This window comes from Moorena sp. SIO4A5 (assembly GCF_010672005.1).
Lineage (GTDB): Bacteria > Cyanobacteriota > Cyanobacteriia > Cyanobacteriales > Coleofasciculaceae > Moorena.
The window spans coordinates 1-22542 of record NZ_JAAHHZ010000034.1 but is presented as its reverse complement, the minus strand read 5'-3'; the positions used below and the strand labels follow the sequence as shown (position 1 = coordinate 22542).

Annotated in this window: 18 protein-coding genes and 1 pseudogene; 7 read left to right on the top strand and 12 right to left on the bottom strand. The window is 44.8% G+C overall.

The window, feature by feature from the left end; all coding sequences use genetic code 11:
* Positions 1-8: 8 nt before the first annotated feature.
* Positions 9-404, bottom strand: a complete 396-nt coding sequence (locus F6K57_RS12555; RefSeq protein WP_293026645.1) for a nuclear transport factor 2 family protein — start codon at positions 402-404, stop codon at positions 9-11.
* A gap of 91 nt (positions 405-495) precedes the next feature.
* Positions 496-1284 carry a hypothetical protein gene (locus F6K57_RS12550; RefSeq protein WP_293026647.1) on the bottom strand — a complete coding sequence of 263 codons (789 nt, stop codon included), beginning with the start codon at positions 1282-1284 and terminating at the stop codon, positions 496-498.
* Between the two features lie 288 nt (positions 1285-1572).
* Between F6K57_RS12550 and F6K57_RS12545 the strand changes: the two genes are divergently transcribed.
* Together F6K57_RS12545 and F6K57_RS12540 are read left to right on the top strand one after the other, a co-directional pair.
* The gene (locus F6K57_RS12545) at positions 1573-2142 is read left to right on the top strand and encodes an aldo/keto reductase (RefSeq protein WP_364302583.1); all 570 of its coding nucleotides are present in this window, start codon (positions 1573-1575) and stop codon (positions 2140-2142) included.
* A 240-nt stretch (positions 2143-2382) separates the two neighbouring features.
* A pseudogene (locus F6K57_RS12540) lies at positions 2383-2925 on the top strand (aldo/keto reductase); the annotation flags it as partial.
* A 45-nt stretch (positions 2926-2970) separates the two neighbouring features.
* On the opposite strand, the gene F6K57_RS12535 reads toward F6K57_RS12540, so the two are convergent.
* From F6K57_RS12535 to F6K57_RS12525, 3 genes are all read right to left on the bottom strand, one after another.
* Positions 2971-3522, bottom strand: coding sequence for an outer membrane beta-barrel protein (locus F6K57_RS12535; protein ID WP_293068015.1), 552 nt, complete (start codon positions 3520-3522; stop codon positions 2971-2973).
* A gap of 98 nt (positions 3523-3620) precedes the next feature.
* Positions 3621-3836, bottom strand: coding sequence for a hypothetical protein (locus F6K57_RS12530; RefSeq protein ID WP_293026655.1), 216 nt, complete (start codon positions 3834-3836; stop codon positions 3621-3623).
* A 157-nt stretch (positions 3837-3993) separates the two neighbouring features.
* The gene (locus tag F6K57_RS12525; RefSeq protein ID WP_293068012.1) at positions 3994-4437 is read right to left on the bottom strand and encodes an Hsp20/alpha crystallin family protein; all 444 of its coding nucleotides are present in this window, start codon (positions 4435-4437) and stop codon (positions 3994-3996) included.
* 477 nt (positions 4438-4914) lie between these two features.
* Here F6K57_RS12525 and F6K57_RS12520 point away from each other — a divergent pair, with 477 nt between their 5' ends.
* On the top strand, positions 4915-5103 hold the full coding sequence (locus F6K57_RS12520; protein ID WP_293026661.1) for a hypothetical protein: 189 nt from the start codon (positions 4915-4917) through the stop codon (positions 5101-5103).
* Between the two features lie 459 nt (positions 5104-5562).
* Here F6K57_RS12520 and F6K57_RS12515 read toward each other — a convergent pair whose 3' ends face one another.
* Complete coding sequence (locus F6K57_RS12515) at positions 5563-5823, bottom strand: hypothetical protein (protein WP_293068009.1); 261 nt, start codon at positions 5821-5823, stop codon at positions 5563-5565.
* Positions 5824-6265: 442 nt separating this feature from the next.
* On the opposite strand from F6K57_RS12515, the gene F6K57_RS12510 reads away from it, so the two are divergent.
* A complete protein-coding gene (locus tag F6K57_RS12510; protein ID WP_293068006.1) occupies positions 6266-8632 on the top strand; it encodes an ATP-binding protein in 2367 nt (788 codons plus the stop codon).
* On the opposite strand, the gene F6K57_RS12505 is transcribed toward F6K57_RS12510, so the two are convergent.
* Together F6K57_RS12505 and F6K57_RS12500 are read right to left on the bottom strand one after the other, a co-directional pair.
* Positions 8595-10442: a peroxidase family protein gene (locus tag F6K57_RS12505; protein WP_293068003.1), complete on the bottom strand. Its 1848-nt coding sequence runs from the start codon at positions 10440-10442 to the stop codon at positions 8595-8597. The genes F6K57_RS12510 and F6K57_RS12505 overlap by 38 nt on opposite strands.
* A gap of 2510 nt (positions 10443-12952) precedes the next feature.
* On the bottom strand, positions 12953-14776 hold the full coding sequence (locus tag F6K57_RS12500) for a peroxidase family protein (protein ID WP_293067999.1): 1824 nt from the start codon (positions 14774-14776) through the stop codon (positions 12953-12955).
* A 1272-nt stretch (positions 14777-16048) separates the two neighbouring features.
* Here F6K57_RS12500 and F6K57_RS12495 point away from each other — a divergent pair.
* Positions 16049-16729 (top strand): N-acetylmannosamine-6-phosphate 2-epimerase, encoded by a 681-nt coding sequence (locus F6K57_RS12495; protein WP_293067996.1) that lies wholly within the window; start codon positions 16049-16051, stop codon positions 16727-16729.
* 38 nt (positions 16730-16767) lie between these two features.
* Here the strand turns inward: F6K57_RS12495 and F6K57_RS12490 are convergent, their stop codons facing one another.
* Together F6K57_RS12490 and F6K57_RS12485 are read right to left on the bottom strand one after the other, a co-directional pair.
* Positions 16768-18186: an LCP family protein gene (locus F6K57_RS12490; RefSeq protein ID WP_293067993.1), complete on the bottom strand. Its 1419-nt coding sequence runs from the start codon at positions 18184-18186 to the stop codon at positions 16768-16770.
* A gap of 234 nt (positions 18187-18420) precedes the next feature.
* On the bottom strand, positions 18421-18867 hold the full coding sequence (locus F6K57_RS12485) for a hypothetical protein (protein WP_364302573.1): 447 nt from the start codon (positions 18865-18867) through the stop codon (positions 18421-18423).
* A 61-nt stretch (positions 18868-18928) separates the two neighbouring features.
* Between F6K57_RS12485 and F6K57_RS12480 the strand changes: the two genes are divergently transcribed.
* Both F6K57_RS12480 and F6K57_RS12475 read left to right on the top strand, forming a co-directional pair.
* Positions 18929-19123, top strand: coding sequence for a hypothetical protein (locus F6K57_RS12480; RefSeq protein ID WP_293067990.1), 195 nt, complete (start codon positions 18929-18931; stop codon positions 19121-19123).
* Positions 19124-19209: 86 nt separating this feature from the next.
* Entirely contained in the window at positions 19210-19833 is a 624-nt protein-coding gene (locus F6K57_RS12475) for a type I restriction enzyme HsdR N-terminal domain-containing protein (protein WP_293045054.1), read from the top strand.
* 45 nt (positions 19834-19878) lie between these two features.
* Here the strand turns inward: F6K57_RS12475 and F6K57_RS12470 are convergent, their stop codons facing one another.
* A complete protein-coding gene (locus F6K57_RS12470) occupies positions 19879-20007 on the bottom strand; it encodes a hypothetical protein (RefSeq protein ID WP_293024958.1) in 129 nt (42 codons plus the stop codon).
* A 295-nt stretch (positions 20008-20302) separates the two neighbouring features.
* Entirely contained in the window at positions 20303-22507 is a 2205-nt protein-coding gene (locus F6K57_RS12465; protein WP_293067986.1) for an S-layer homology domain-containing protein, read from the bottom strand.
* Positions 22508-22542: the final 35 nt, after the last annotated feature.

Here is a 22542-nt window from a genome sequence, read left to right as displayed (position 1 = left end):
CTTAGGAATTAGCCCTTAAGTTTAGCCATCATTTCTGCTTCATTCCAGTAGGACAAAACCTGTTGAATCTTACCGTCATCATTGATTTCAAAAACACTGATGCCTTCAGCAGTAGCCTCACGACCATTCTTAGCAGACACCTGCATCCTCCACTTTACCGCTGCTCCATTGCCAGCAATAAAAATTTGCTCTTGTGAGATGTCAAAGCTGTTAAAGAAGCTAGACAGTAGTCCAAAGAACTTCTCCGAGTCCTCAGAGACGTTGATTGGTGGCTTTCCCACTGGGTCATAAATCACTGCATCTTCAGCAAAAATCTCTACCCAGCCTCCTGGATTCATGGCCGCCATGTTAGCAAAATAGACATTGATGACTGATGCGATCGCTTCTGTTGACATAGTTTCCATCTAACTTAACCTTTCTATTATCTGTTAAATTCTGCCTTGAACGAATAATCCCAGCCAAAAGGCAAAAGGCAGATCACAGACTGATCACTAATCACGGCAATAACCATGCCAGAATACGTTTAGCAATTTTCTTAGGACCAGGCTTGGCCGAGAGCAAACCGGACAATAGCTGACGCAACATCCAAGGCGCAATCCTGATTAAACATGAACGTAGCAGCCATTGTACTATTACTAGAAGTAGACCACAGCTGACTATGCCCACTATAATAATCAACCATCTCCAGGGTTGAGCAAGTATTAGCTGTAATACACCAGGAATTACCAGCACTGCCACAATCACCAGGATTATCATCAGCGCTGATAGTCCCCAAGCCAGCTTAGGGAAGTTGGGTGATGGTTTCAGGCGTAGCTGAGCCAAGATTTGAGTGATCAGCCAGTAATGAGCGTCAGCAATTTGACAACAAAAGTCGGGATTCTCCAAACAGTCTCTCTTGATCTGGTGAACGATTTCTCCATCAAGGGCAATCACACTCCGCATCAGTGCCTGTGCCCGATCAACTGGTAGATAGTACGTAGAAAACGTCAATCCAGACTGGAGGCGGTTTTCCCAATCCAGCAGAGCTAAATGGCGTAAATCACTAAGCAACTCTCCGGAAATATCAAGGCCGTGACCAGTCTGTTGTGCTTGTTTAATTTTTGTAAGAATATCTTGATTTAAATCAAAGCGAATGCTATGAAACAGCACGCGGGAGCGTGTAATTTGTTCTTGCTCAATGTTGATGTATGAGTCTATATTCATACCTTGCCCCTGGTCAAGGGTTTGAGAGTGCTGTTGGGATTGACGCCACACAGGAGTAACCAGATTACACCACCACAGCACAATAAAGGTTTTCAGGCTCCCAAATCAAGCCTTCTTCAGCAGCAATTTCTTCCTAGCTTAGTTTTATTAATAGCTGAATGGGTCAGGGAGTCAGTGCTCAGTCTAGTTTATCGTTAATTTTTAAACTTAAGTTATAAACCGTCAACTTTCAACTTTCAACTTTTAACTTTCAACTTTCAACTTTCAACTTTCAACTTTCAACTTTCAACCGTCAACCAAGCTGATAGCTGACCACGCCACGATAAACTGAACTAATATTAAGAAATGTTAAGAGCTGGAGTGTTTATAATGCAGACGATCAGGTTAGGTCAGAATGGTCCGATGGTCACAGCCTTGGGAATTGGGACGTGGTCATGGGGAGACAAGCTGTTTTGGAACTATGGCAGTGACTACGGCACTACTCAGGTAAAAGAAGCCTTCGAGGCAACCTTGGATGCTGGAATTAACTTTTTTGACACCGCTGAGGTGTATGGACTAGGAGAATCAGAATCCCTGATCGGACGGTTTATGAAGCAGGTGGGACGGAAAGCCCAGATTGCTACTAAGTATTTCCCCTTACCCTGGCGATTTAGCGCTCAGTCAGTTTCTGATGCGTTGAGCGACAGTTTGAAACGTCTGCAAGTCGAGCAAGTGGAACTGTACCAAGTACATATGCCTTTTAGTTTCTTGATCAGCCAACAGACGTTGATGAATGCTCTAGCTGTTGACATCCTCACCGCCTGCCGAAGTGCGGTGATTCCTAAACCTCACGATTTAGGTTTCTGCTTCATAGCACCAGCCCTCCGAGATTTACTCTCTTCAGGTCTTATGGTCGCTCCACAGACTATCCCCGCAAGCCCTGCGGTTCTTATGTGTTGAAATTCCAAACAAGAAAAATCTTGATGTACTTTGTTGATTCAGGGGTTGGACTTCCATTGCCCCGTCTTCTTTTCCCGGTCTACCGATTTTTCTGCGCCGCCAGGTTACTGGACTTCGCTCGTGTAGGCTGTCTGTTCGCGAAGCGTGACCTTTGGTCAATCCATCGTCTCGGGTGGGTCGTTGACCATTTCCATTCTAACATGTTTTGCCGTCCTAGAAGGACGGGGTTTCAAACCCAAAATTTCTGATGAAGTGAAGCGTGGTCGGATTGGAGCAGTTGGTGTCAGTAACTATTCCGCTAAGCAAATGGCAGAAGCTCACAGTTACTTGGCAGCCCGTGGCATACCCCTAGCGGTGAATCAGGTGCAATATTCTCTGTTGCATCGGAAAATTGAGAGCAACGGTATTCTTGATAAAGCGCGTCAGTTAGGTGTGACTATTCTGGCTTACAGTCCCTTAGCTCAAGGATTACTCACTGGCAAGTATACGGTAGAGAGCTATATCAAACCCACTGGAGCTAGGGCTATTGACCCCCGCTTTAGCAAAAGTGGTTTAGAAAAAATTGCCCCTGTGCTAAAGCTACTGAGTCAGTTAGGGGAAAAGTATGAGCGAAAACCAGCTCAAGTTGCCCTTAACTGGCTGATTGCTCAAGATGGAGTAATCCCGATTCCCGGTGCTAAGACCGCACAACAGGTGCAAGACAATGCAGGGGCTTTGGGTTGGGCTTTGAGTCAGGAGGATGTTACTCAGTTGGAACAAGTGACTCGTCTTTGGTTAAAATAAATGCCCAAGGGAAGCGCCCCTACCATTACGATTGAGCAATAGATTTTAGAAACGATAGCCTGCACCAAATTGCAATTTAACTGGGGAAGTATCGTTGTTTTCATCACTAAGGCTTAATCTGCCGCTGCCGTAGATTATGGTGTAGTCATTGACTGCTGCTTCTACACCAGCAGTCAATACGGCTGAATTTTGATTACCTAAAGGAGTGGTGATCTCCTGGTTGTTCACAAAGGTATAGCCTCCACCAACGTAAATGTTAGTATTGCTGGCAACCGGTACATCATAGGTAATTGTTGGTTCGATCGCACGACCTTTGCCAGAGAGAAACGCTGCACCACGCACTGAAATCGGTAAATTGGGCAGATCAATACGACCTTGATACATGCTACCAATCCTTTCATCGCTTGAGTTTGAGCCAATTCCCAGCAAATTCTCAAAGGGATTGAGGATATCATTACTGATTTTGCTGCCATCGTTACTAATTCCCACGTAGCTACCCTTTAATCCTTCAGGTTGAGCAGAGGCAGGGCTAGCAGATAGAACCATCGCAATCATTAAGATTAGGTAAGTTGCGGCAGATTTGAGTATGGGTTTCATAGGTTTCATGGTTATAATTAAAAAACCCCCCGCTTTGATTGCAGGGGGATGGCTATCAAGGTGCATCTACTATTTTTCTATTTCTCAGCCGAGTTGAGTTATCCGGATAAGTTACAGAAAAAGATCCGATTGACTCCAGTGATGGCGTTGCTGAATGATAGGATGATTTTGTCGCCACCCCATTGAGAACTGGTATAGGAAAGGGAACAGGGAACAGGGAACAGGGAACAGGGAGCAGGCAACAAAAATTCCCACAATGTCTTGATGCAATAGCGAGTGGGGGAAACCCCCAAGACCGCGCTGCATCGCTTCATTTAGGATTTCTATATATGTAAACAAAAAGCGATCGCTTGTTGAGATAGCGATCGCTTTTTGAGGTCACGATTTAGTCTAAACGCCAGTAGCTAACTAATTGTCCCAAGTCTAGTTAGCCAGCCACTGAGTTAACCAGCCACTGAGCTAACCAGGGAGTTAGTTCAAGTTAACCTTGACAACTTTGTTTTTTTCCTCTTCAGCTTTGGGCAAGGTCAGATTCAAGATACCGTCTTTGTACTCAGCCTGAACTTTGGTATTTTGAATCCGAACTGGTAAAGGAATTACCCGCTGGAATTTACCATAACGGAATTCAGAACGCTTGACGCCTTTTTCGTCAGTATTGGTTTCTTCTTTCCGTTCTCCACTGATAGCAACAACAGTATCTGTGACTTCTACATTCAATTCTTTGGCTTCCATTCCTGGAACTTCCAATTTCAGAGTGATAGCATCTTCCGTTTGGGTTAGTTCAGCAGCAGGAACATTTTTTAAATGACCAAACTCTCGCAAAGTAGTGGGCACAAAACTATGGTCAAATAGCTGGTCAAGTTCCCGTTGTAGGGTGTTGATGTCTTTCCAGGGGTTCCAACGAACTAGAGTCATAGCTCTTCCTCCAAGTTGTATTTTTTTAATTGATTTAGCCTTGTTTTTTTGCCTTTGATTATTATGGTAGTACTTCAAAATAGCAGTGACCATTCGGTTTTTATCACTAACTTTATAGGGATTGCCGTTATGAAAAACTGTTGGATAGGGAATAGGGAATAGGGAATAGGGAATAGGGAATAGGGAATAGGGAATAGGGAGCAGGGAGCAGGCAGCAGGGAGCAGGCAGCAGGCAGCAGGGAGCAGGGAGCAGGGAGCAGGCAGCAGGGAGCAGGCAGCAGGGAATAGTAAGAAAGAGATCCGAGGATTTTTTGGTGTGATCAGAAATCAGCTTTGGGTTTCATGAACTATTTAGAACTGCTATAGTAAACCTTGAGCTAAATTACGGTAAACTGAACACAATTGGGTTCGGTAAACTCGAATTCAGTGGTCAGCTTAAGCTATCAGCTATCAGGTAATATAATTAATTTAAGTCCAATGATGGAATCCACAGATTTTACCCATTCAGTCAGCTACCAAAAAGAATTGATTCTGAAATTACAGGAACTGCTGAAAAAAGAAATTGAAGGTAAAGCTCACTCTGACCGCATTGAAGAATTAGCTTCAGCGATTGAAAGTGCGACAGAGGCGCTCAACAACCTAACCCAGTATTTTAGAGAAAGTTGACCCGCACTTTTCTCGATTAGACTCTAAGCACTAGGTATGAAGCACTAGGTATTAGGCGTTGACTAGTAGCACCAGTTTGGTGTCCTTGGTTTGGATTTGGTTGTAGATTGCAAAGGGAATCAAGCACAGAACAGCTGTTGTTTATCATCGAGGTTTCTACTCGAACGTCAACAAAGAAATGAGATGGAGATTCCCTGATTGACTTTTTCCGGCTACCCAGGTCGAGTAGCCAGCACGTTTTCCAGTCTAAATTCTATCTAGGTGATCACACTATTGCTCTCGAATGCAAAAAAAATTCACGTTTTCTGTTCGCGTAGCGGCTCGTACCGAGCATCGCGTAGCGTGGCCCAAAGGCCAATCACGACAGGGGGATGGTGCCCTTTATCCATCAATTTTATGTTTACACTCCCAAACCGCTAGAGGTTTAATTCCCTCCGTGGAACGGGCATCTTGCCCGTTTCATTCATTACCGCTTTGATTTAATAAATATTCCCAAATCCGTCGTATTTCTTCTTGATTTTGGCGAATCTCTGCTTGACTTTGACGAATCTCCTCTTGATTTTGAATAATCTCCTCTTGACTTTGACGTTGATAGGTTGCCAAATCCGAAAACAATTTTAAGGTCTCATTCAGAGAAACTCGTAATTGAGTAATTTCTGCTTGATTTTGCTCGATGGTCTGAGAGTGACGATTAATGTATCGTGCTGCTGTCTCTAACAAGTTCTCTACTTGAGTTAATCTTTCTTATGGTGTCATGTTTGATGACTATTAATCTGATATATTCATCTATTCTATTCCATTTTTACTCCTTATTCTTGATGTCAACCCTTCATTAAATCTAGTGCGATCGCGTAGCGGCTCCAAAGGAGCATCGCAATTTAGTTTGGTGTGTTATTAACCTACCAAACCAATTACTTCTACCCTCTCCCTGCGCCCATTTACTACATTTATCACATTTACAACATTTACCACATTTACTACACTGCACGCAACGCTAAAATCTGGTAAAATAGGGGAATACTTATCAGCAGGTGGACAAAAATCAACTACTATCAAATAAGCTACTATCCACACCATTCAGGCAATTTAGCGGACCAGGCAGCAGGTGTTATCCTTAATTCCACCTACCAAATTATTTAGTAATCCAAAATTCCTCAGAATTTTGCCCTTGGCTGTGTTCGAGCGTCTGGATCAGCGATTAGACCAGATAAAGTCAACTTTGGGCGAAGAGGCAATACTCCTAAAGTCTGATCTGTTGTTGAATCAGAGGGTGATTAATCAGACTCAGAGCCAGAGATTTACCCTGATCGGATCAGAACAGTTCAGTTGTCTGCTGTGGGGGGAAGCCCAACCGGAGACCTTAACTGGGTATGAATCTCTGATGAGACTGTACCAAGTGGGATTAACTTTCGCTCCGGATGCGATCGCAAACTTTCTTACCCATCTCAAAGACTCCTACCTAACCTCACCATCAGAATTTGAAACCTCTCAGGATGTTCTCAACCTAATCAAGAGGGCTCAAGCCTCCCTCAAACCCAATAATCCAGCTATCCAGAGCGAATTTACCCTATCATTAATCGATATTCTGTGTGACTACAACACGGATAACTACAACACGGATAACTACAACACGGATAACTACAACACCGATGCTCCACCATTAGCAGAGCCAGATTATCCCTATGGGTCCATTTGTCAACCCGTAGCCGAAGCACTGCACCAGCAGGTTGAGCAGGAGCGATTGCTCAATCAGGTGACCAGTCAAATCCGTCAAAGCCAAGAGTTACCGCTGATCCTGACCACAGCAGTTGAACGGGTACGACACTTCCTAGAAGTAGACCGATTAGTAATCTATCAATTTGACTTCCCTTACACCTCTAGTCCCACAGCACTAGAGCCAGCACCTGCTGCCACTGAATTAGGCTGGGGTTGTATTACCTACGAAGCTAAAGTCTCCGATGCTATCCCATCAGTGCTGAATGTGATTGAGCAGGAGGAATGCTTAACCCATGTACCGAACTGTACACATAAATATCAGCGAGGGTCAACGGTTGCTGTTGATGATGTTGATCGAACCTATAATACCCATAATTGCTTACTTGACCTGTTGCACCGACATCAAGTACGAGCCAAGTTAGTAGCACCAATTATTGTCCAAAACAACCTGTGGGGCCTACTAATTGCCCATCAGTGTTTCGAGCCAAGGCGATGGCAGGACAGTGAAAAAAACTTTCTCCAGGCAATTGCAGAACACCTAGCCGTTGCCATCTATCAAGCTAAGTTATACGCCCAAGTGCAGCACCAAAACAACACCCTTGAACAACGGGTAATTGAGCGCACCCAAGCACTCCGGGATGCTTTGCAAGCTGCTCAAGCAGCCAATCTTGCTAAGAGTGAGTTTCTAGCTACCATGAGTCATGAATTGCGCACCCCTCTAACCTGCGTAATTGGGATGGCAGCTACACTCTTGCGCTGGTGTTTTGGTCAGGACAGTTCCCACAGATTACCTGTGGACAAGCAACAGCGCTATTTAAAAACTATCCAGGACAATGGGCAACACCTGCTAGAACTGATCAACGATATTCTGGATTTGTCTCAGGTTGAAGCAGGAAAGTTAGTCCTGACTATCAGCAAATTTTCCTTAAGTAAGCTAGCCAATCAGGTATTGAGTAGCCTAAACGAACAAGCCTACCAACAGCAGGTGACTCTACAGCTAGATTGGCGAGTGCCACCAGAAAGGGACTGTTTTTCTGCAGACCAACGGCGGGTTAAACAGATTTTGTTTAACCTTTTAAGCAATGGGATTAAATTTACCCCAGAGGGGGGTAAAGTAATCCTACGGGTCTGGCCAGAAAATCAGTTAGTAGTGTTTCAAGTGGAAGATACAGGCATTGGTATTGCCCAAGACCAGTTACCATTACTGTTTCAAAAGTTTCAGCAGCTAGAAACGCCCTACCGTCGCAAGTATGAAGGAACTGGCTTGGGGTTAGCCTTAACCAAACAGCTGATCGAACTCCATAGGGGCAAAATTGAGGTGGAATCGGTAGTGGGAGAGGGGTCTTGTTTTACAGTTTGGTTGCCCACTCAACCCATGGTACCAGCGACTTCAGGAAAAGCTATGCCTAAGTCCAACCTAACTCTCAAAGCTCAAGGCACTGTGGCCTTAGTGGAAAACCAAGAAGAGATGGCTACCCTAATTTGCGAAATTTTGACCGCAGCAGGCTATAAAGTAATTTGGTTGATTGATGGTTCCACTGCCATCAAACAAATTGCATTGCTTAAGCCCCAGACGATCATTATTGATTGGCAGTTACCGACTAGGGAGGGTTACGAAATGACTCAATGGCTGCGTCAATCCTCCACAACCGGTGGGGTAAAAATTCTGGCTTTAACGATTCCGAGCCTGCCAAAAGTAGAGCAACAAGAAATGATGGAGGTAGTGGATGATTACTTATATAAACCGATCGAACCCATGGATTTATTGTACAGGGTTATGGCTTTGGTGGAAAGTTATAGCGCTGCGCTATAGCTGCTAAACCAAGGAGTGTAACTAAACCAAGGATGCTGCTAGGTTCCGGCACGTCTTCTGGGACAACGAAAGCATTATCTTGGATCTTGCTAATGCTTGAGTTTCGGCGAATAATGTCCGAGAGGCGAGTGCTTTCTAGATCTGGAGCCAAGGCCAGCAGATGATCGAGATCGTTGAGGAAAAAGAACCGGTCACCATCCCGTGCCCGCCTGAACTGGTCTGAGATCACTGTATTGAATAGTTCACCGAGCAATCCACCGTTGAAGGAGTCCTCAGATATTCCTCCAATCCACCAATCCACATCGTCTACAGACTGGTAGATTTTTTCAAATAGAGCTGCTATTTCTGGGTCAGAAGTAATGCCAAGTTCGCTGTCGGTGGTCAAGAAGCCAGTGACCGGAGCCAAACCGAGTTCCACACGAGCCTGATTGTAGCCGGGAAGGCCAACTTCCCTTCCCCGGGCAATATTGAGTGAAGCGAGGTCAAAGCCTTGACCGATACCATTCGGGATAAGGAAGTCCCGCACCCCGTCCACTATCTGATTGTCAACCTCTTCAGCGACCTGGGACGCTAAACCCAAAAACAGTGAATCGACGCCGTTATCAATCACTTCTTGGGGATTGAAGAAGGCATCAGCAAGGGAGATACTTCCGACGGAATCGCCGTTATTGTTAATGCGCTGAAGCTCTTCGGAGAGAAGAGTGTGGCCAACACGGAAGTTAGCATTGGTAAATTCCTGACTGACACTTGGGTCAACTGTAGGATCGTAGCCAGAGTAATCGTCCAAAAGGCTATCGCCAATGAATAGCGGTAGGAATTCATTGTATGTGATTACCTGAATCTGAGCGCCAACGACCTTACGAGCTGATTCGTAGATAAAGTCACCTTTATCAAGTCCTGACTCTTTTAACTTCTCCAAAATCACCGGGTCGCCAGCGTCAATTTTTTCAGCAAGTTCTTCAGCCAGACGATTGTGCTCTCGCACCATCAAGGTGTGAGCTGCAGTTAAGCCAATTTGTTCGTTGGTACGAATATCCCCAGCGATGAACAACTCTTCTGGTGGTAATGCTCCAGACCGGTTAGTGTTACTATTAGGCAATCCGGCAGTGTTGAAAGGTAGTAGCTCTTCACCATTGATAATCTGGCTCTTGAGCTTTCCAGTACCGTCATTAGTACGTAGAAATTCCGCCCGCACTTGATCAGATCCGTAGACCTGTGAACCATCAATAAAAGAAGTCAGTTCGTTGATGTGTTCGCGCGGATTGCCAGGGCCAGTGCCAGTGCCTTCAGCGGCAGGAACCCTGACAAAGGGTATAAAACCAGAAGATCCGGCCAGTGGATCTGGCTGACCAGTAGCAATGTCAATCGGGTTAATCGGGATGGGGATGAAATCCTCTGGTGGGCTATTTGGCCCTGGCTCATTCAGACCTAAGTCGTGATCAATCAACTGCCCCCACTGCCAGATCCAGTCGCTGGCCCGGAGGAAATTAGGCACGGATTTACTCTGGCGCACAATCGTATTGCTAATGTCACGGGGGTTAGGCAGAACATTGCCAGTCGGACCGGTTATTCTTGGTGCGTTGAAGCCATCTTCGTACTCAGGACTCAGGAGCCGAAGTAGTTCTGTTTCGGCTTCACCCAATGTCGGATCATTTAGGTTGTTACCAAATCCGTTAATGGTACGAAATTCTCCTGCTGCAGCAGGCACAGACATGGTAAATCCTAGGGCAGCGAAAGTGGTTACTGCTAGACCAAGCTGACGAGGCTTGAGATTTCTAACCACTTTTAAGTTAGATAAATGATTTTTCATAAGGTTAGTACTTAGGTTAAGATTGCATCCCAACCGCTAATGTGGTAGATGCAGTAAGAGACTCTGTAAGCATTCAGCAGCTAAGGCACTAGATGCTGAATCCTGAGTGCTAATAGCTGATTTCTAAGTCTCTATATACTTATCGGGCGAAGCCGCAACAATTATGAAAGAAACTTTCAATACGAGTAACGATTCAGCGGTCAGCCATGAGTGCTCAGCCATCAGCGGTCAGCTTATTTTATTCAAAGGTGCACTTTCCGTATTAAGAATTAAATTCGCCACGGGTCGCACCTAAAAGCACCAATTGCCCTACGCGCACGCTGCGCGAACAGTAGTGTGGCACAGGCTTCGACCCATCGGATCTAACCCATAAGCTAATAGCTAATAGCTGATAGCTGAATGCTTACAATACTCTATCTCTTCTAAGAAGGTGTTTTAAAAGTAGCTACATGGTTTGGTAAATGCGGGTAGTTTACTTTAGTTATCCCCAATATTAAATGGTTTTACTTTACGAGTTTTTATATAAATAAAAACTTGAAGTAATTCCCTCATTTCGCGCCAGTAAATAATTTTCCAAACGTGCTATAAGAAAGATTACGTATTTCTACGTATTTCTTTTAGCTACAGAAATTATTGATTCCGTAATTACCCCATATTCAAGATCAAAGATTACTGCTATGTCCTCCTACATTAAAGATATCTGAAATACAGTTATCTGCGACCAAAAAATAAAAAAACTTTATAGAAACTTTAATTATTTAATGAAAAAATGTCAGGATAAACACGGCAAAACAATCAAGATCTTGTTAAACTAATAAGTCTTGATGCAAGCATTCAGTAGCTAAGGCACTAGCGGCTGAATGCTTAGTGCCAATAGCTGATTTCTGAGTATCTATAAACTTATCGGGGGAACTACCAAGGATTATGCAGGAAATTTTCAATACCAGTAAGCTGTCAGCTGTCAGTGGTCAGCTTATTTTATTCAAAAGTACTGTGGCTCAGGCTTCCAGCCTGTGACTTAACCTCAGCTTATTTTATTCAAAAGTACTGTGGCTCAGGCTTCGAGGCATCGAACCTAACCCATAAGCTAATAGCTAATAGCTGAATGCTTACGTCTTGATTGTAGATAATTATAGCTTTTTCCACTCTAATGAGGGACACAGGATTTTTTTCCTGTGCCCTGTGCCCTGTTGCGGTGCTCCGGTGCTCCGGTGCTCCCTTCCCCCCCAGGGTAAGCGCAAGAAAAAAAGGCCCATAATGTGCATTGGGTGGATATCGGTTGATCGTGGCTCGAAACCCCTATAATCTCGTAGAACTGTACTCGCAATAGAATTAATTTGTTGAGAATGGCGCGGTTTTTTTATCAATAAGCCTAGGCTTATTGATTCTTGCGCTTACCCTGCCTTCCCCCCTTACTAAACAGGGCTGTTTCAAAATCTTATAAGTTAACACTGATAACAGTCATGATATAATCATTGCTCATAAGAGCCTGTTTGCTTTTAAGGTGTTGACTGCTATTGAAGGTTTTCTCCTGATTAAGAGCATTAAGTGCTATCCGCCCGCTCCTTGTAGAGCAAAATTCCGAGGACTATGAAAGGAAAGGATCTGACATTGATCTTCATTCCAAATAGTATCTAAACTCCAATGGAGTTGATCCTCAATACCCCAATGTTGACGAATAGCACAACAAAGAACTTACTAATCCCCTAACATAGAAGTTAGATAAAATTGAACTTCACGAGTCGTTTTATTCCAAAGATGGCAGACTATGCGCTATATTAAAGATAGTTTAAGGCTTTGATGCCAATTATCTCAGGGAAGATCAACTTCCAAGTTGACCCTACGAATGATGTTATGGAAGCTCAAACCCTTATAACTACCTCTATGGTCGTGCTCAAAACACCATCTATCTTTTTGTAACTGATAGGCTGGAACTATTACCCGGTAAGGATTGTAGCTTGAATTTTACCCCCCTTGATTGACTTCGATGGATTATTATAAAATACACTATAGTTTGTGTCAAGTACATTTTATACCAAATTAGATGAGCTTACCCTGGGGGGATACAGGGCAAACCCATCTAAATTCCAAAACCCTTATCCAGTAAGGATTTTACCAACTGATTAAAAACAGCACTCGATATCTGAAATCCTTGCCCCGCCAGCATGTACAAAAATAAGATGCGTTTGCCCTGTGGGGGGATAGGGAGATGACGGGGTGACAAATAGCATTGAGCGCCTTACTGAGTGTGGGGTGTGGGGTATAGGGTGTTGGTAAACATCAGGAGCTTGAAACGTTGGTAGCGATCCAGTGGCCTGACGGGGGTTTTCCCCACTCGCGCTTTGCATCAAGAAGGCACGGTTTAATCAGGTTGCGGAAGGAACGTTTTTGCTCGGGTAACTCGGAATTCCCTTCTATTTTCCCCACTCCCCACCCCCTAGACCCCACACTCACCTTTTTGTTAAAAACCTACCCTGATCAGACCCCTCTGTTTTCCTATTCCCTATTCCCTATTTCCTATTTCCTGAGCGCTGCCCTATAGCTGCTAAACCTAGGAGTGTAACTAAGCCAATGATCGTGCTAGGTTCGGGCACGTCTTCTGGGACAACGAAAGCATTAGCCTGGATGTTGGTAATCGTTGAGTTTCGGCGAATAATGTCCGAGAGGCGAGTGCTTTCTAGATCTGGAGCCAAGGCCAGCAGATGCTCAAGATCGTTGAGGAAAAAGAACCGGTCACCATCCCGTGCCCGCCTGAACTGGTCTGAGATGACCGTATTGAATAGTTCACCGACCAAGCCACCGTTGAAGGAGTCCTCAGATATTCCTCCAATCCAGAAATCCACATCCTCTACAGACTCGTAGATTTTTTCAAATAGAGCTGCTACTTCTGGGTTAGAAGTAATGCCAAGTTCGGTATCGGTGGTCAAGAAGGCAGTGACCGGATCCAGACCGAGTTCCACACGAGCCTGATTGTAGCCGGGAAGGCCAACTTCCCTTGCCCGCGCAATATTGATTGAAGCAAGGTCAAAGCCACCGGTGGCAATCGGGGCAAGGAAGTTCCGCACCTCGTCCACTATCTGATTGTCAACCTCTTGAGCCACCTGGGAAGCTAAACCTAAAAACAGTGAATCGACGCCATTATCAATCACTTCTTGGGGATTGAAGAAGGCATCGGCAAGGGAGATACTTCCGAGGGAAGTGCCGTTATTGTTAATGCGCTGAAGCTCTGGGGAGAGAAGAGTGTGGCCAACGCGGAAGTTAGCATTGGCAAATTCCACACTGATACGTGGGTCAACTGTGGGATCGTAGCCAGAGTAATCCTCCAAAAGGCTATCCCCCATGAGCAGCGGTAGGAATTCATTGTATGTGATTACCTGAATCTGAGCACCAACGACCTTACGGACTGATTCGTAGATAAAGTCGCCTTGATCAAGTCCTGACTGATGTAACTTCTCCAAAATGACCGGGTCGCCAGCGTCAATTTTTTCAGCAAGTTCTTCAGCCAGACGATTGTGCTCCCGTACGAACAAAGTGTGAGCTGCGGTTAAGCCAATTTGTTCGTTGGCACGAACATCGCCAGCGATGAACAACTCTTCTCCTGATATAGGAGGGGTAGTGTTGGCATTAGGAAATCCGCCAGTGTTGAAAGGCAGTAGCTCTTGGCCATTGATACTCTGGCTCTTGAGCTTTCCACTACCGTCATTAGTACGCAAAAATTCCGCCCGCACTGAATCAGATCCGTAGACCTGTGAACCATCAATAAAAGAAGTTAGCTGGTTGATCTGCTGGCGCGGATTGCCAGGTCCAGTGCCAGTGCCTGGAGCTGCAGGAACCCTGATCAAGGGTATCAATGGCGCGAGTGGATCCGGAAGACCAGTAGCAATGTCAATAGGGTTAATTGGGATGGGGGTGAAATCTTCTGGTGAGCGATCTAAGCCTCCCTCATTCAAATCCAAGTCGTGATCTATGAACTGCCCCCACTGCCAGATCCAGTCACTGGCGTTCAGGAAATTAGGTACTAATTCCTTCTGGGGCACAATCGTATTACTAATGTCACGGGGGTTAGGCAGAAGATTGCCGGTGCTACCGGTTATTCTTGGTGCATTGAAGCCATCCTCGTAAGCAGGAGTTAGAAGGCGAAGCAGTTCTGTTTCCGCTTGACCCAATGTGGCATCATTTAGGTTGTTACCAAATCCGTTAATGGTGCGAAATTCTCCTGCTGCAGCAGGCACAGACATGGTAAATCCTAGGGCAGCGAAAGTGGTTACTGCTAGACCAAGCTGACGAGGCTTGAGATTTCTAACCACTTTTAAGTTAGATAAATGATTTTTCATAAGGTTAGTACTTAGGTTAAGATTGCATCCCAACCGCTAATGTGGTAGATGCAGTAAAATACTCTATCTGTTCTAAGAAGGTGTTTGAAAAGTAGCTACATGGTTTGGTAAATGCGGGTAGTTTACTTTAGTTATCCCCAAGATTCAGAGGTTTTCGTCTAAAGTAATTCCTCAAGTAATTCCCTCATTTATCGCCAGTAAATAATTTTTAAAACGGGCTATAAGAGCGATTAATTATTTATTTTAGCTACATATTTTTTCCGTAACTTCCCCATAGTCAAGATTAAAAATTACTGCTAATTGCCGCTAATTTTAAGATAGCTGGATTTCGTATATCTACCGCAAAAAAAAAAAATTTTTACAGAATCTTTAATTCTTTAATTAAAGATTATCTGGATAGATACGCACGTAAGCATTCAGCTATCAGCCGTCAGCCGTCAGCTTATTTTATTCACAAGCACCATTAGTAGCCTAAGCTATGGGCATAAACTGTTCGGTGTAGCGTGGCCACAGACCTTTAGCTGTTCGGTGTAGCGTGGGCGTAGCCCATTAGCTGATACGCGACACGCTGATAGCTGACGGCTGAATGCTTACAGACGCACAATAAATCAATATCTTGTCAAGCCAATAAATCTTGATTGTAGATAAATATAGTGTAAGGATTTAGGTATAGGGGTTGACAAAAGCATAAAATTTAAAGTAGCCATTGATGAGTAAAGCCACTCTACGTCTTTTGGCTGAGGAATCGCGCCAGTTTATCAACGAAAAACTGGTGGAAATTCTGCTTGGGCAACAAAGCTTGATTAATCAGCTATAACTGGAAATATAAAGACTGAAATTCAGCATAAAATTAGACTCAATGACATGATAATTACCCTTAAAATGACCTGATTTTAAAAAGCGATAAAGTCAAAACAAAACACATACAACTACCAAGCAGATCTCCGTAATAGTCCGTGGCGCTGGTAGATGGAGAGATGGGTAAATAGGGAGATCGGGAGATGGTAATATTTTTATTAAGGGTAATTATCTGGAGGTAATATAATACAATAAACCCAGTGCTTAAACCAATTACTATATAACGGTTATTAGATTTATGAGCTACACATAATTTTTCCCCGATTCCCGATTCCCGATTCCCGATTCCCGATTCCCGATTCCCGATTCCCGATTCCCGATTCCCTAAAATCCAAAACTTCTGTAGCTTACCTATTTTATAAATGCTGTGAAACCTCTATATATCGATCATCACTTACTGTAACCACCAACAACATGGCAGCTAATTATCTCAATTCAATTCGTCATAGTCTAATTGTTTCTTGTCAGGCACCCCGTGACTCACCCCTGCACCACCCCCTAGTGATTGCCGCTATGGCACAAGCTTCGATAAATCAGGGGGCATCGGGTGTGCGTATTGATACACCTGACCATGTGGCAGCTGTCCGTAGTCAATGTCCCACTGCTCCAATTATTGGCTTGTGGAAGCAACAGTTACCGGAGTCTGAGGTTTATATTACTCCCCAGTTTCACCATGCCAAAGCGATCGCATCCGCTGGTGCTGATATTATTGCCATTGATGCCACCTTACGGGAACGTCCTGGAGGGGAAACAGTTCAAGGTTTAATTAAGCAGATTCACGATACACTGGGTAAACCGGTGATGGCAGATGTGGATACCCTTGAGAGTGCGATCGCAGCACAAGCCGCTGGCGTGGATTTAGTTGGTACCACCCTCTATGGTTACACTGCTCAAACCAGCCATCTCTCTCCTCCCGGCTTTGGCCTACTCAGCCAGTTGGTGAAGCATTTAGATATCCCAGCCATTTGCGAAGGAGGTATTGCCACCCCCAAGATGGCTCAAACTGCTCTAGAATTGGGAGCCTATGCGGTTGTTGTCGGCACTGCCATTACTGGCATTGATTTGCAAGTTAAGGCTTTTGTCGAGTTATTATAAGTAGGATTAACTGTCCACTAGCCCTATAATTAGCCTTGCTAGAAGCTGGAAAACCTATCTTTTTCTTGAGAATCCAGTTTCTGTAGCCAGTCTTGACCCAACTGAATAGTAATATCTGAGGAAAGAGCGCCAGTGCTTTCTACCCGCACTTCCCCAAATCCCAAATAGTTACGGATAGTGCCAGCACTTTCATCGTCTCCCTGTTGGGCAATAATGCGAGTGGTGCGCAATGGTTCCCTAGACAATTTCTGATCAATACGAACATTCTGGTAGCCACCTCGGTTGAGGTTGCGGAGCATAGCCTTAGCGACTTGAGAAGAATCTGTAGTGTATTGAATCGCAATCCGCAGGGATGTGGAGTTGGCATTGGAGTAGTAGCCATAGCCTTGACCAAAGTGCTGAGCCACCATCTCCTGGATGCGGCGGTGGTTTGGCAACCAGTAACTGGCTTGTTTCTTGCCATCGTTGCTAAACCGACCAGGCAGCATTAGCATTTGGACATTGGCTCGTTTCGTCTTGGTGGCAAAACCCCCTAATGCCACTAGCTCTTCTATACTTAAGTTGGTGTCAATGTGGGACTGAATAACTGAGAGTATTTGTGGGATTCGTGCGATAGTGCTAGGTTTTAGTGCCTGTTCTACCAATGCCCTCATCAGCATTTGTTGCCGCTGAACTCGACCTATATCCCCATATTTGTCATAGCGAAACCGCAGGAACTGCATCGCCTTCTCACCATTCAGGTGCTGTCTACCTTTTTTGAGGTTGATATAAAGGTGTTGAGAGTGGTCAGTGTACTTCATGTCCTTGGGAATATAGACCGTAACTCCTCCCAAGGCATCCACCAGTTTTTCCACACCCTGAACGTTTACTCGGATATAACGGTCAATGGCCACATCATCGAGAAGATCACTGACCGCCTTCGCTGTGAGTGCAGGTCCACCGAAATAATTGGCAGCATTGAGCTTAATGTTACCATGTTTCTCAATACGAGTTTTAGTATCACGAGGCATGGAAAGAACTTTGACTTTTTCCCCGTCTGGGTCAAACCGTAGCAGGAGCATGGTATCTGACAAACCCTCTAAGGAATTGACCAGAGCGTGGTATCCCAGGTCTACTTCTGGGGGTTTATCTAGATCAGAGGTTAGGACTTTGATACCAAGAAATAAGATATTAACTGGTCGAGTCAACTCCGGCAAGTGCATGGTGTTGCTGGAGATGGTTTCCTCTTGGTTAAATACAGATTTCTCGTCCGGAGTCAGTTCACTTTGCAGCAAAGGGGTACTTGCCAGGGATACAGCTAGCATTGCACCTGCTGCCGCAGATGACATTGCCACTGCGGTAAAACCTAGCCAAAGCCAGAGCAAATTCCCTCGCTTGACTTTTACCTTTTTTCTGCGAACGGGGCGAGTAGGTCTTCTCACTACACGGCGTTTTCGATAAGTTCTTTGAACTGGCACTGGGCTTCCTCACACACAGGCAATAGGGATGGTATTGACAGAAGAAGACTATTCACTCCTGACCGGTTTCACATGGTTGACCTGGATCTTCCATCTTAAGGTTTAGTATTAATACTCTATAGCAGGTTTTATAACAGGTTGCTGCCTGATCAGGTAAATTTTCGATCAACCTTGCCCAATCCTTCAGTCAAAACCATCATTAGAGTACATTATTTCTTTTAGTAAACCCCTAAACTAGGACAAATACTTGCCCAGGATTCCTTCAGAGATCCGGCTAATCCCAGGCAAGCGTGGTGACTGGCGCTGCCATAAGCGCACCATCACAGCGAAACTGACCAGAAAATAGCCAGATGTCAGCATAGCATTGAGAAACAGCAAGCGTAATGTCCAAAATTCCGACAATTGTGCTCCTGCTGATAATAAACTGTACCCTAGCAACCAACCAAAGGCCAAGGTGACCGACAAGCGACTGACGGTTTTTTCCTCTCTGGTTCCCTGAGAGTGGTACACTGTCCACAGTGCTGGAAACAAGCCAAAGATGGGGACAAGGTAAATAAATAGCTGTAGGCGCTGAATATCTTGATTTTCGGTAGATTTAGTGTTTTTCACATGCTGTTTCATCCGTAGCTTGCCTTGATAATCCCTCAAACCCCATGATTTGGTAGTTTTACCTCTTATCATGACATTTCTTAGTTGTTATCCACCAATGAAAATATAGTAATAGCAATAGGGCAATGGCAACATGGATAATCAGCTCAGCTTCATTATCAAACTCGTCATCCTCTCCACGATAATAGCTGTTATTATTAAATACGTTGCTCCCAGTTTACCCATTCCCGCTACATCCGTTAATGGGTTGATTGGTGTACTGGCTCCAACGGTTATTTTAGCGATCGCATTAGTAGGTCGAGCCTGGAGCTATGGGAAGTCTAACTGACAAACTAGTGGTAAGCCCTAACTAGCTTTCGCGGTCGGCGATCATAGTTTTCCCGAGAAGTTAAGACAGACCTTGGCTCAATCGAGATGGTGAAGACGATTCCAGCAACAGAACTTAGCTTGCATGATGTGAAGGTCAAATTTGACCTGACTTCAGCCGAGGATGACCAATTTTTCCGAGAGTGGCAGGAGGAGTTATCAGAACTTACCGACACTGAACGGCAGTCCTTAGAGCAAATTAAGGCTCAAATACTATACCTGGAACAGTATCCGATGGTGGAAGACATTGTCAAAATGGTAGTGCTGTCTCCCTTGTTAGGACTAGCGGGCTTTTATGGTTCTCCCTTTCACCTCAAGACAGAGGCTGCAATAGAGATTTCCGCTGTTGAGGAGCACGAAATCCTGCGAGGGCGTATTGATGTGCTGGTGCTACAAGACCAGTTTTGGGTATTAGTGATTGAGTCAAAACAAGCTGGATTCTCTCTCAAGTCAGCAATTCCTCAGGCATTGACCTACATGATGGCTAATCCTAATCAGTTGCGCCCTAGTTTTGGCTTGGTGACTAATGGTACTAATTTCCGGTTTTTGAAACTAACCAAATCCGGTAGACCGATGTATGCTCTTTCCGATGAGTTTACCCTCTATCGTGGCAATGACTGGTATAATGTGCTTAGGATTCTCAAGCGCATTGCTGAATTGATAGTGATGTGAACTATAGCAGTTCTAAATTTCTGTGAGGTACTTTATTCCTAGGTTTTAGGGAGTAGGGAGTAGGGAGTAGGGAGTAGGGGGAATAAAATTGACTGTAAGCGATCGCGTAGCGGCTCTGAACGCGCCCCGCGTGGCCTTTGGCCTTAAGAGCATCGCTCTACGATTGTTATGCATGATTTGTACCTCTGATCGGTTCTTGGAAAATCATTGTTCCCTGTTCTCTGGTAAGCATTCAGCCGTCATAAGCATTCAGCCGTCATAAGCATTCAGCCGTCAGCCTTTAGCTGATAGCTGATAGCTAAATCGAAATGCGTTCGCGTAGCGGCTCCATTGGACCATCGCGTAGCGTGACCTACGGTCAATCGCTTACAGCTATGGCGCTATACAAAAAAAAGCCTGCACTCAGCAGGCTACTGATGTTTTCAGAAAGATTTAGTTGATCTAACTCCCGTGAGATCGAAACTATAAATCAACCAACCACAATGTACTCACTATTCACAGCAGCGGTTAGTGTGCCCTGATCCAGCAAAGCCTGATAAACCATCGCAGCTACCTCACCACGAGTGGCCTCACGCACTGGATTGAGTTTCCTCTGGTCAGGGGAATTGACCACAATCAGTTTTTTAGTAGCGGTTATTACTTGATCTGTGGCATAGCTGGGAATATCTCCTTTGTCATCATAGAGATCCAAAGCATTAGGATCCGATTCTTTTAAACCCAAACCATTTACTAAGGAAACAATCACATCCGCTCGCTTGACATTATCGGCTTGTCCGAAGTTGCCATTAGCGTAACCAGAGAGGAATCCACCGCGATAGGCTTTTTGAATTGCATCCTTAGCCCAAGACTTATCACTGACATCTTTGAATTGCTTGGCTGGCCTTTCCGCTTTCGGTGCAGGGTTGAAGGCTTTGCTAATCAAGGCAGCATATTGAGCACGGTTGATCTTATCGTTAGGTTTAAAGTTACTGTTGTCAACACCTGAAATCATACCTTCTGCCAACAATCCTTGAATAAACTCTTTCGCCCAGTGGTTTTGAATGTCTGCGAATGTGGGTATCCCGTCGTCGTCAAATTTGACAATATATTGATTAGTAATGGCGCTGACTGTTCCAGCATCCACCAAGGCTTGATAAACCATCGCAGCTACTTCAGCACGGGTAGCATTGCGAGTGGGGTTGAGTTGCCTGAGATTGCTGTGATTTACGATAATTTCTTTTTTGGTTGCGGTTTTGACAGCCTCAATGGCGTAGGTAGGAATGGAACCGCTGTCATCATAGGCTTGTAAGGCATTGGGACTAGCAGCCGTTAAGTCTAACCCATTCACTAGTGAAACAATTATTTGGGCACGTTGGACCTTGTCTGCGGGTTTGAATGTCCCCCCAGGGTAGCCAGACAGGAATCCACCACGATAGGCTTGTTTAATCTTTTCGTAAGCCCAATAATTGGAAGCAACATCACTGAAATCCTTGGCATCCCTTTCAGCTGAAGGATTGAAAGCGTTGACCAACAAGGCCGCATATTCAGCACGGGTCATTGTTTTTTCTGGCTGAAAGGTGCCATCAGGGAAGCCACTAATGTATCCTTTACTGTACAATCCCTTGATGAAATCCTCTGCCCAATGACCGGCAATATCGGTTAACTTTTTCTTTTCTCCATCAGTGTCTTTATCGGTATCAGTGTCTTTATCGGTATCAGTGTCTTTATCGGTATCAGTGTCTTTATCGGTATCAGTGTCTTTATCGGTATCAGTGTCTTTATCGGTATCAGTGTCTTTATCGGTATCATCAGGCACCTTAGTGATCGCGTCATCAATTTGAACCGGACCACTGACTTTTGAGGCAACTAAAAAATTGCCCACTGAAATCAGCTTAACCGTGGTGTAATTTTTTAAATCAAACTCACCGTTGTTACGCAGTACGTTTTCCCCTGGGTCTCCTGTGGTTCCCAAATCTGGCAAACCCTTGCCCGAAACTGACAGACCAAATCTGTCGTTGTTTTCCATCCGATTCTTACGCAGTATCGGTCGAGCGTCCCCAGAAACCACTATCCCAAAGATGTTTTCAGAGGTTTGGTTCTCGACCAGCCTTGGCGCTGCATTACTATCAACAGCAATGCCATTACCCATTTTTTTACAGGTATTCCCTTGGATGTTCCCTTTGGCATCCCTGGTAATCGATATCCCTTGACCCTCTATACCACTACCAATGAAATTATTATCTTTAACTTCTGGTGTGGCCTCACCTGTCACATTAACCCCTTCACGATTGCACTCTTTGAAGGTACAATTAGCAACAACAGGACTACCAGACTCAATCCAGGCACCAGTGCCTCGGCGCTCCCGATTGGTCATTGTTACTCCCCTGAGTTCGGTATCCTTAGCTAGGATAAGGGTCACGTTTTGACCACCACCGAAACGGGTGTTGAACAACCCATTGCCTTCAATTAAGATGTCCTTGCCTTTGTTTGCTTCATCACCTATAATTTGTACACCGGAGGGAGCTTTCAGCGGAAAGGTTTCACCACTGGCTGTATTATAAGTACCAGGTTTTAGTTGAATCTCGTCACCTGAACCAGCTGACTCGAAGGCTTTGGTAATAGTTTTAAAGGGCGTAGATTCGCTACCATCAGCGCTATCACTTCCAGTAGCTGGATTGACGTATAGAGTTGCCATAATTTAGGATTACCCAAAACGCTTAAGAACACAGC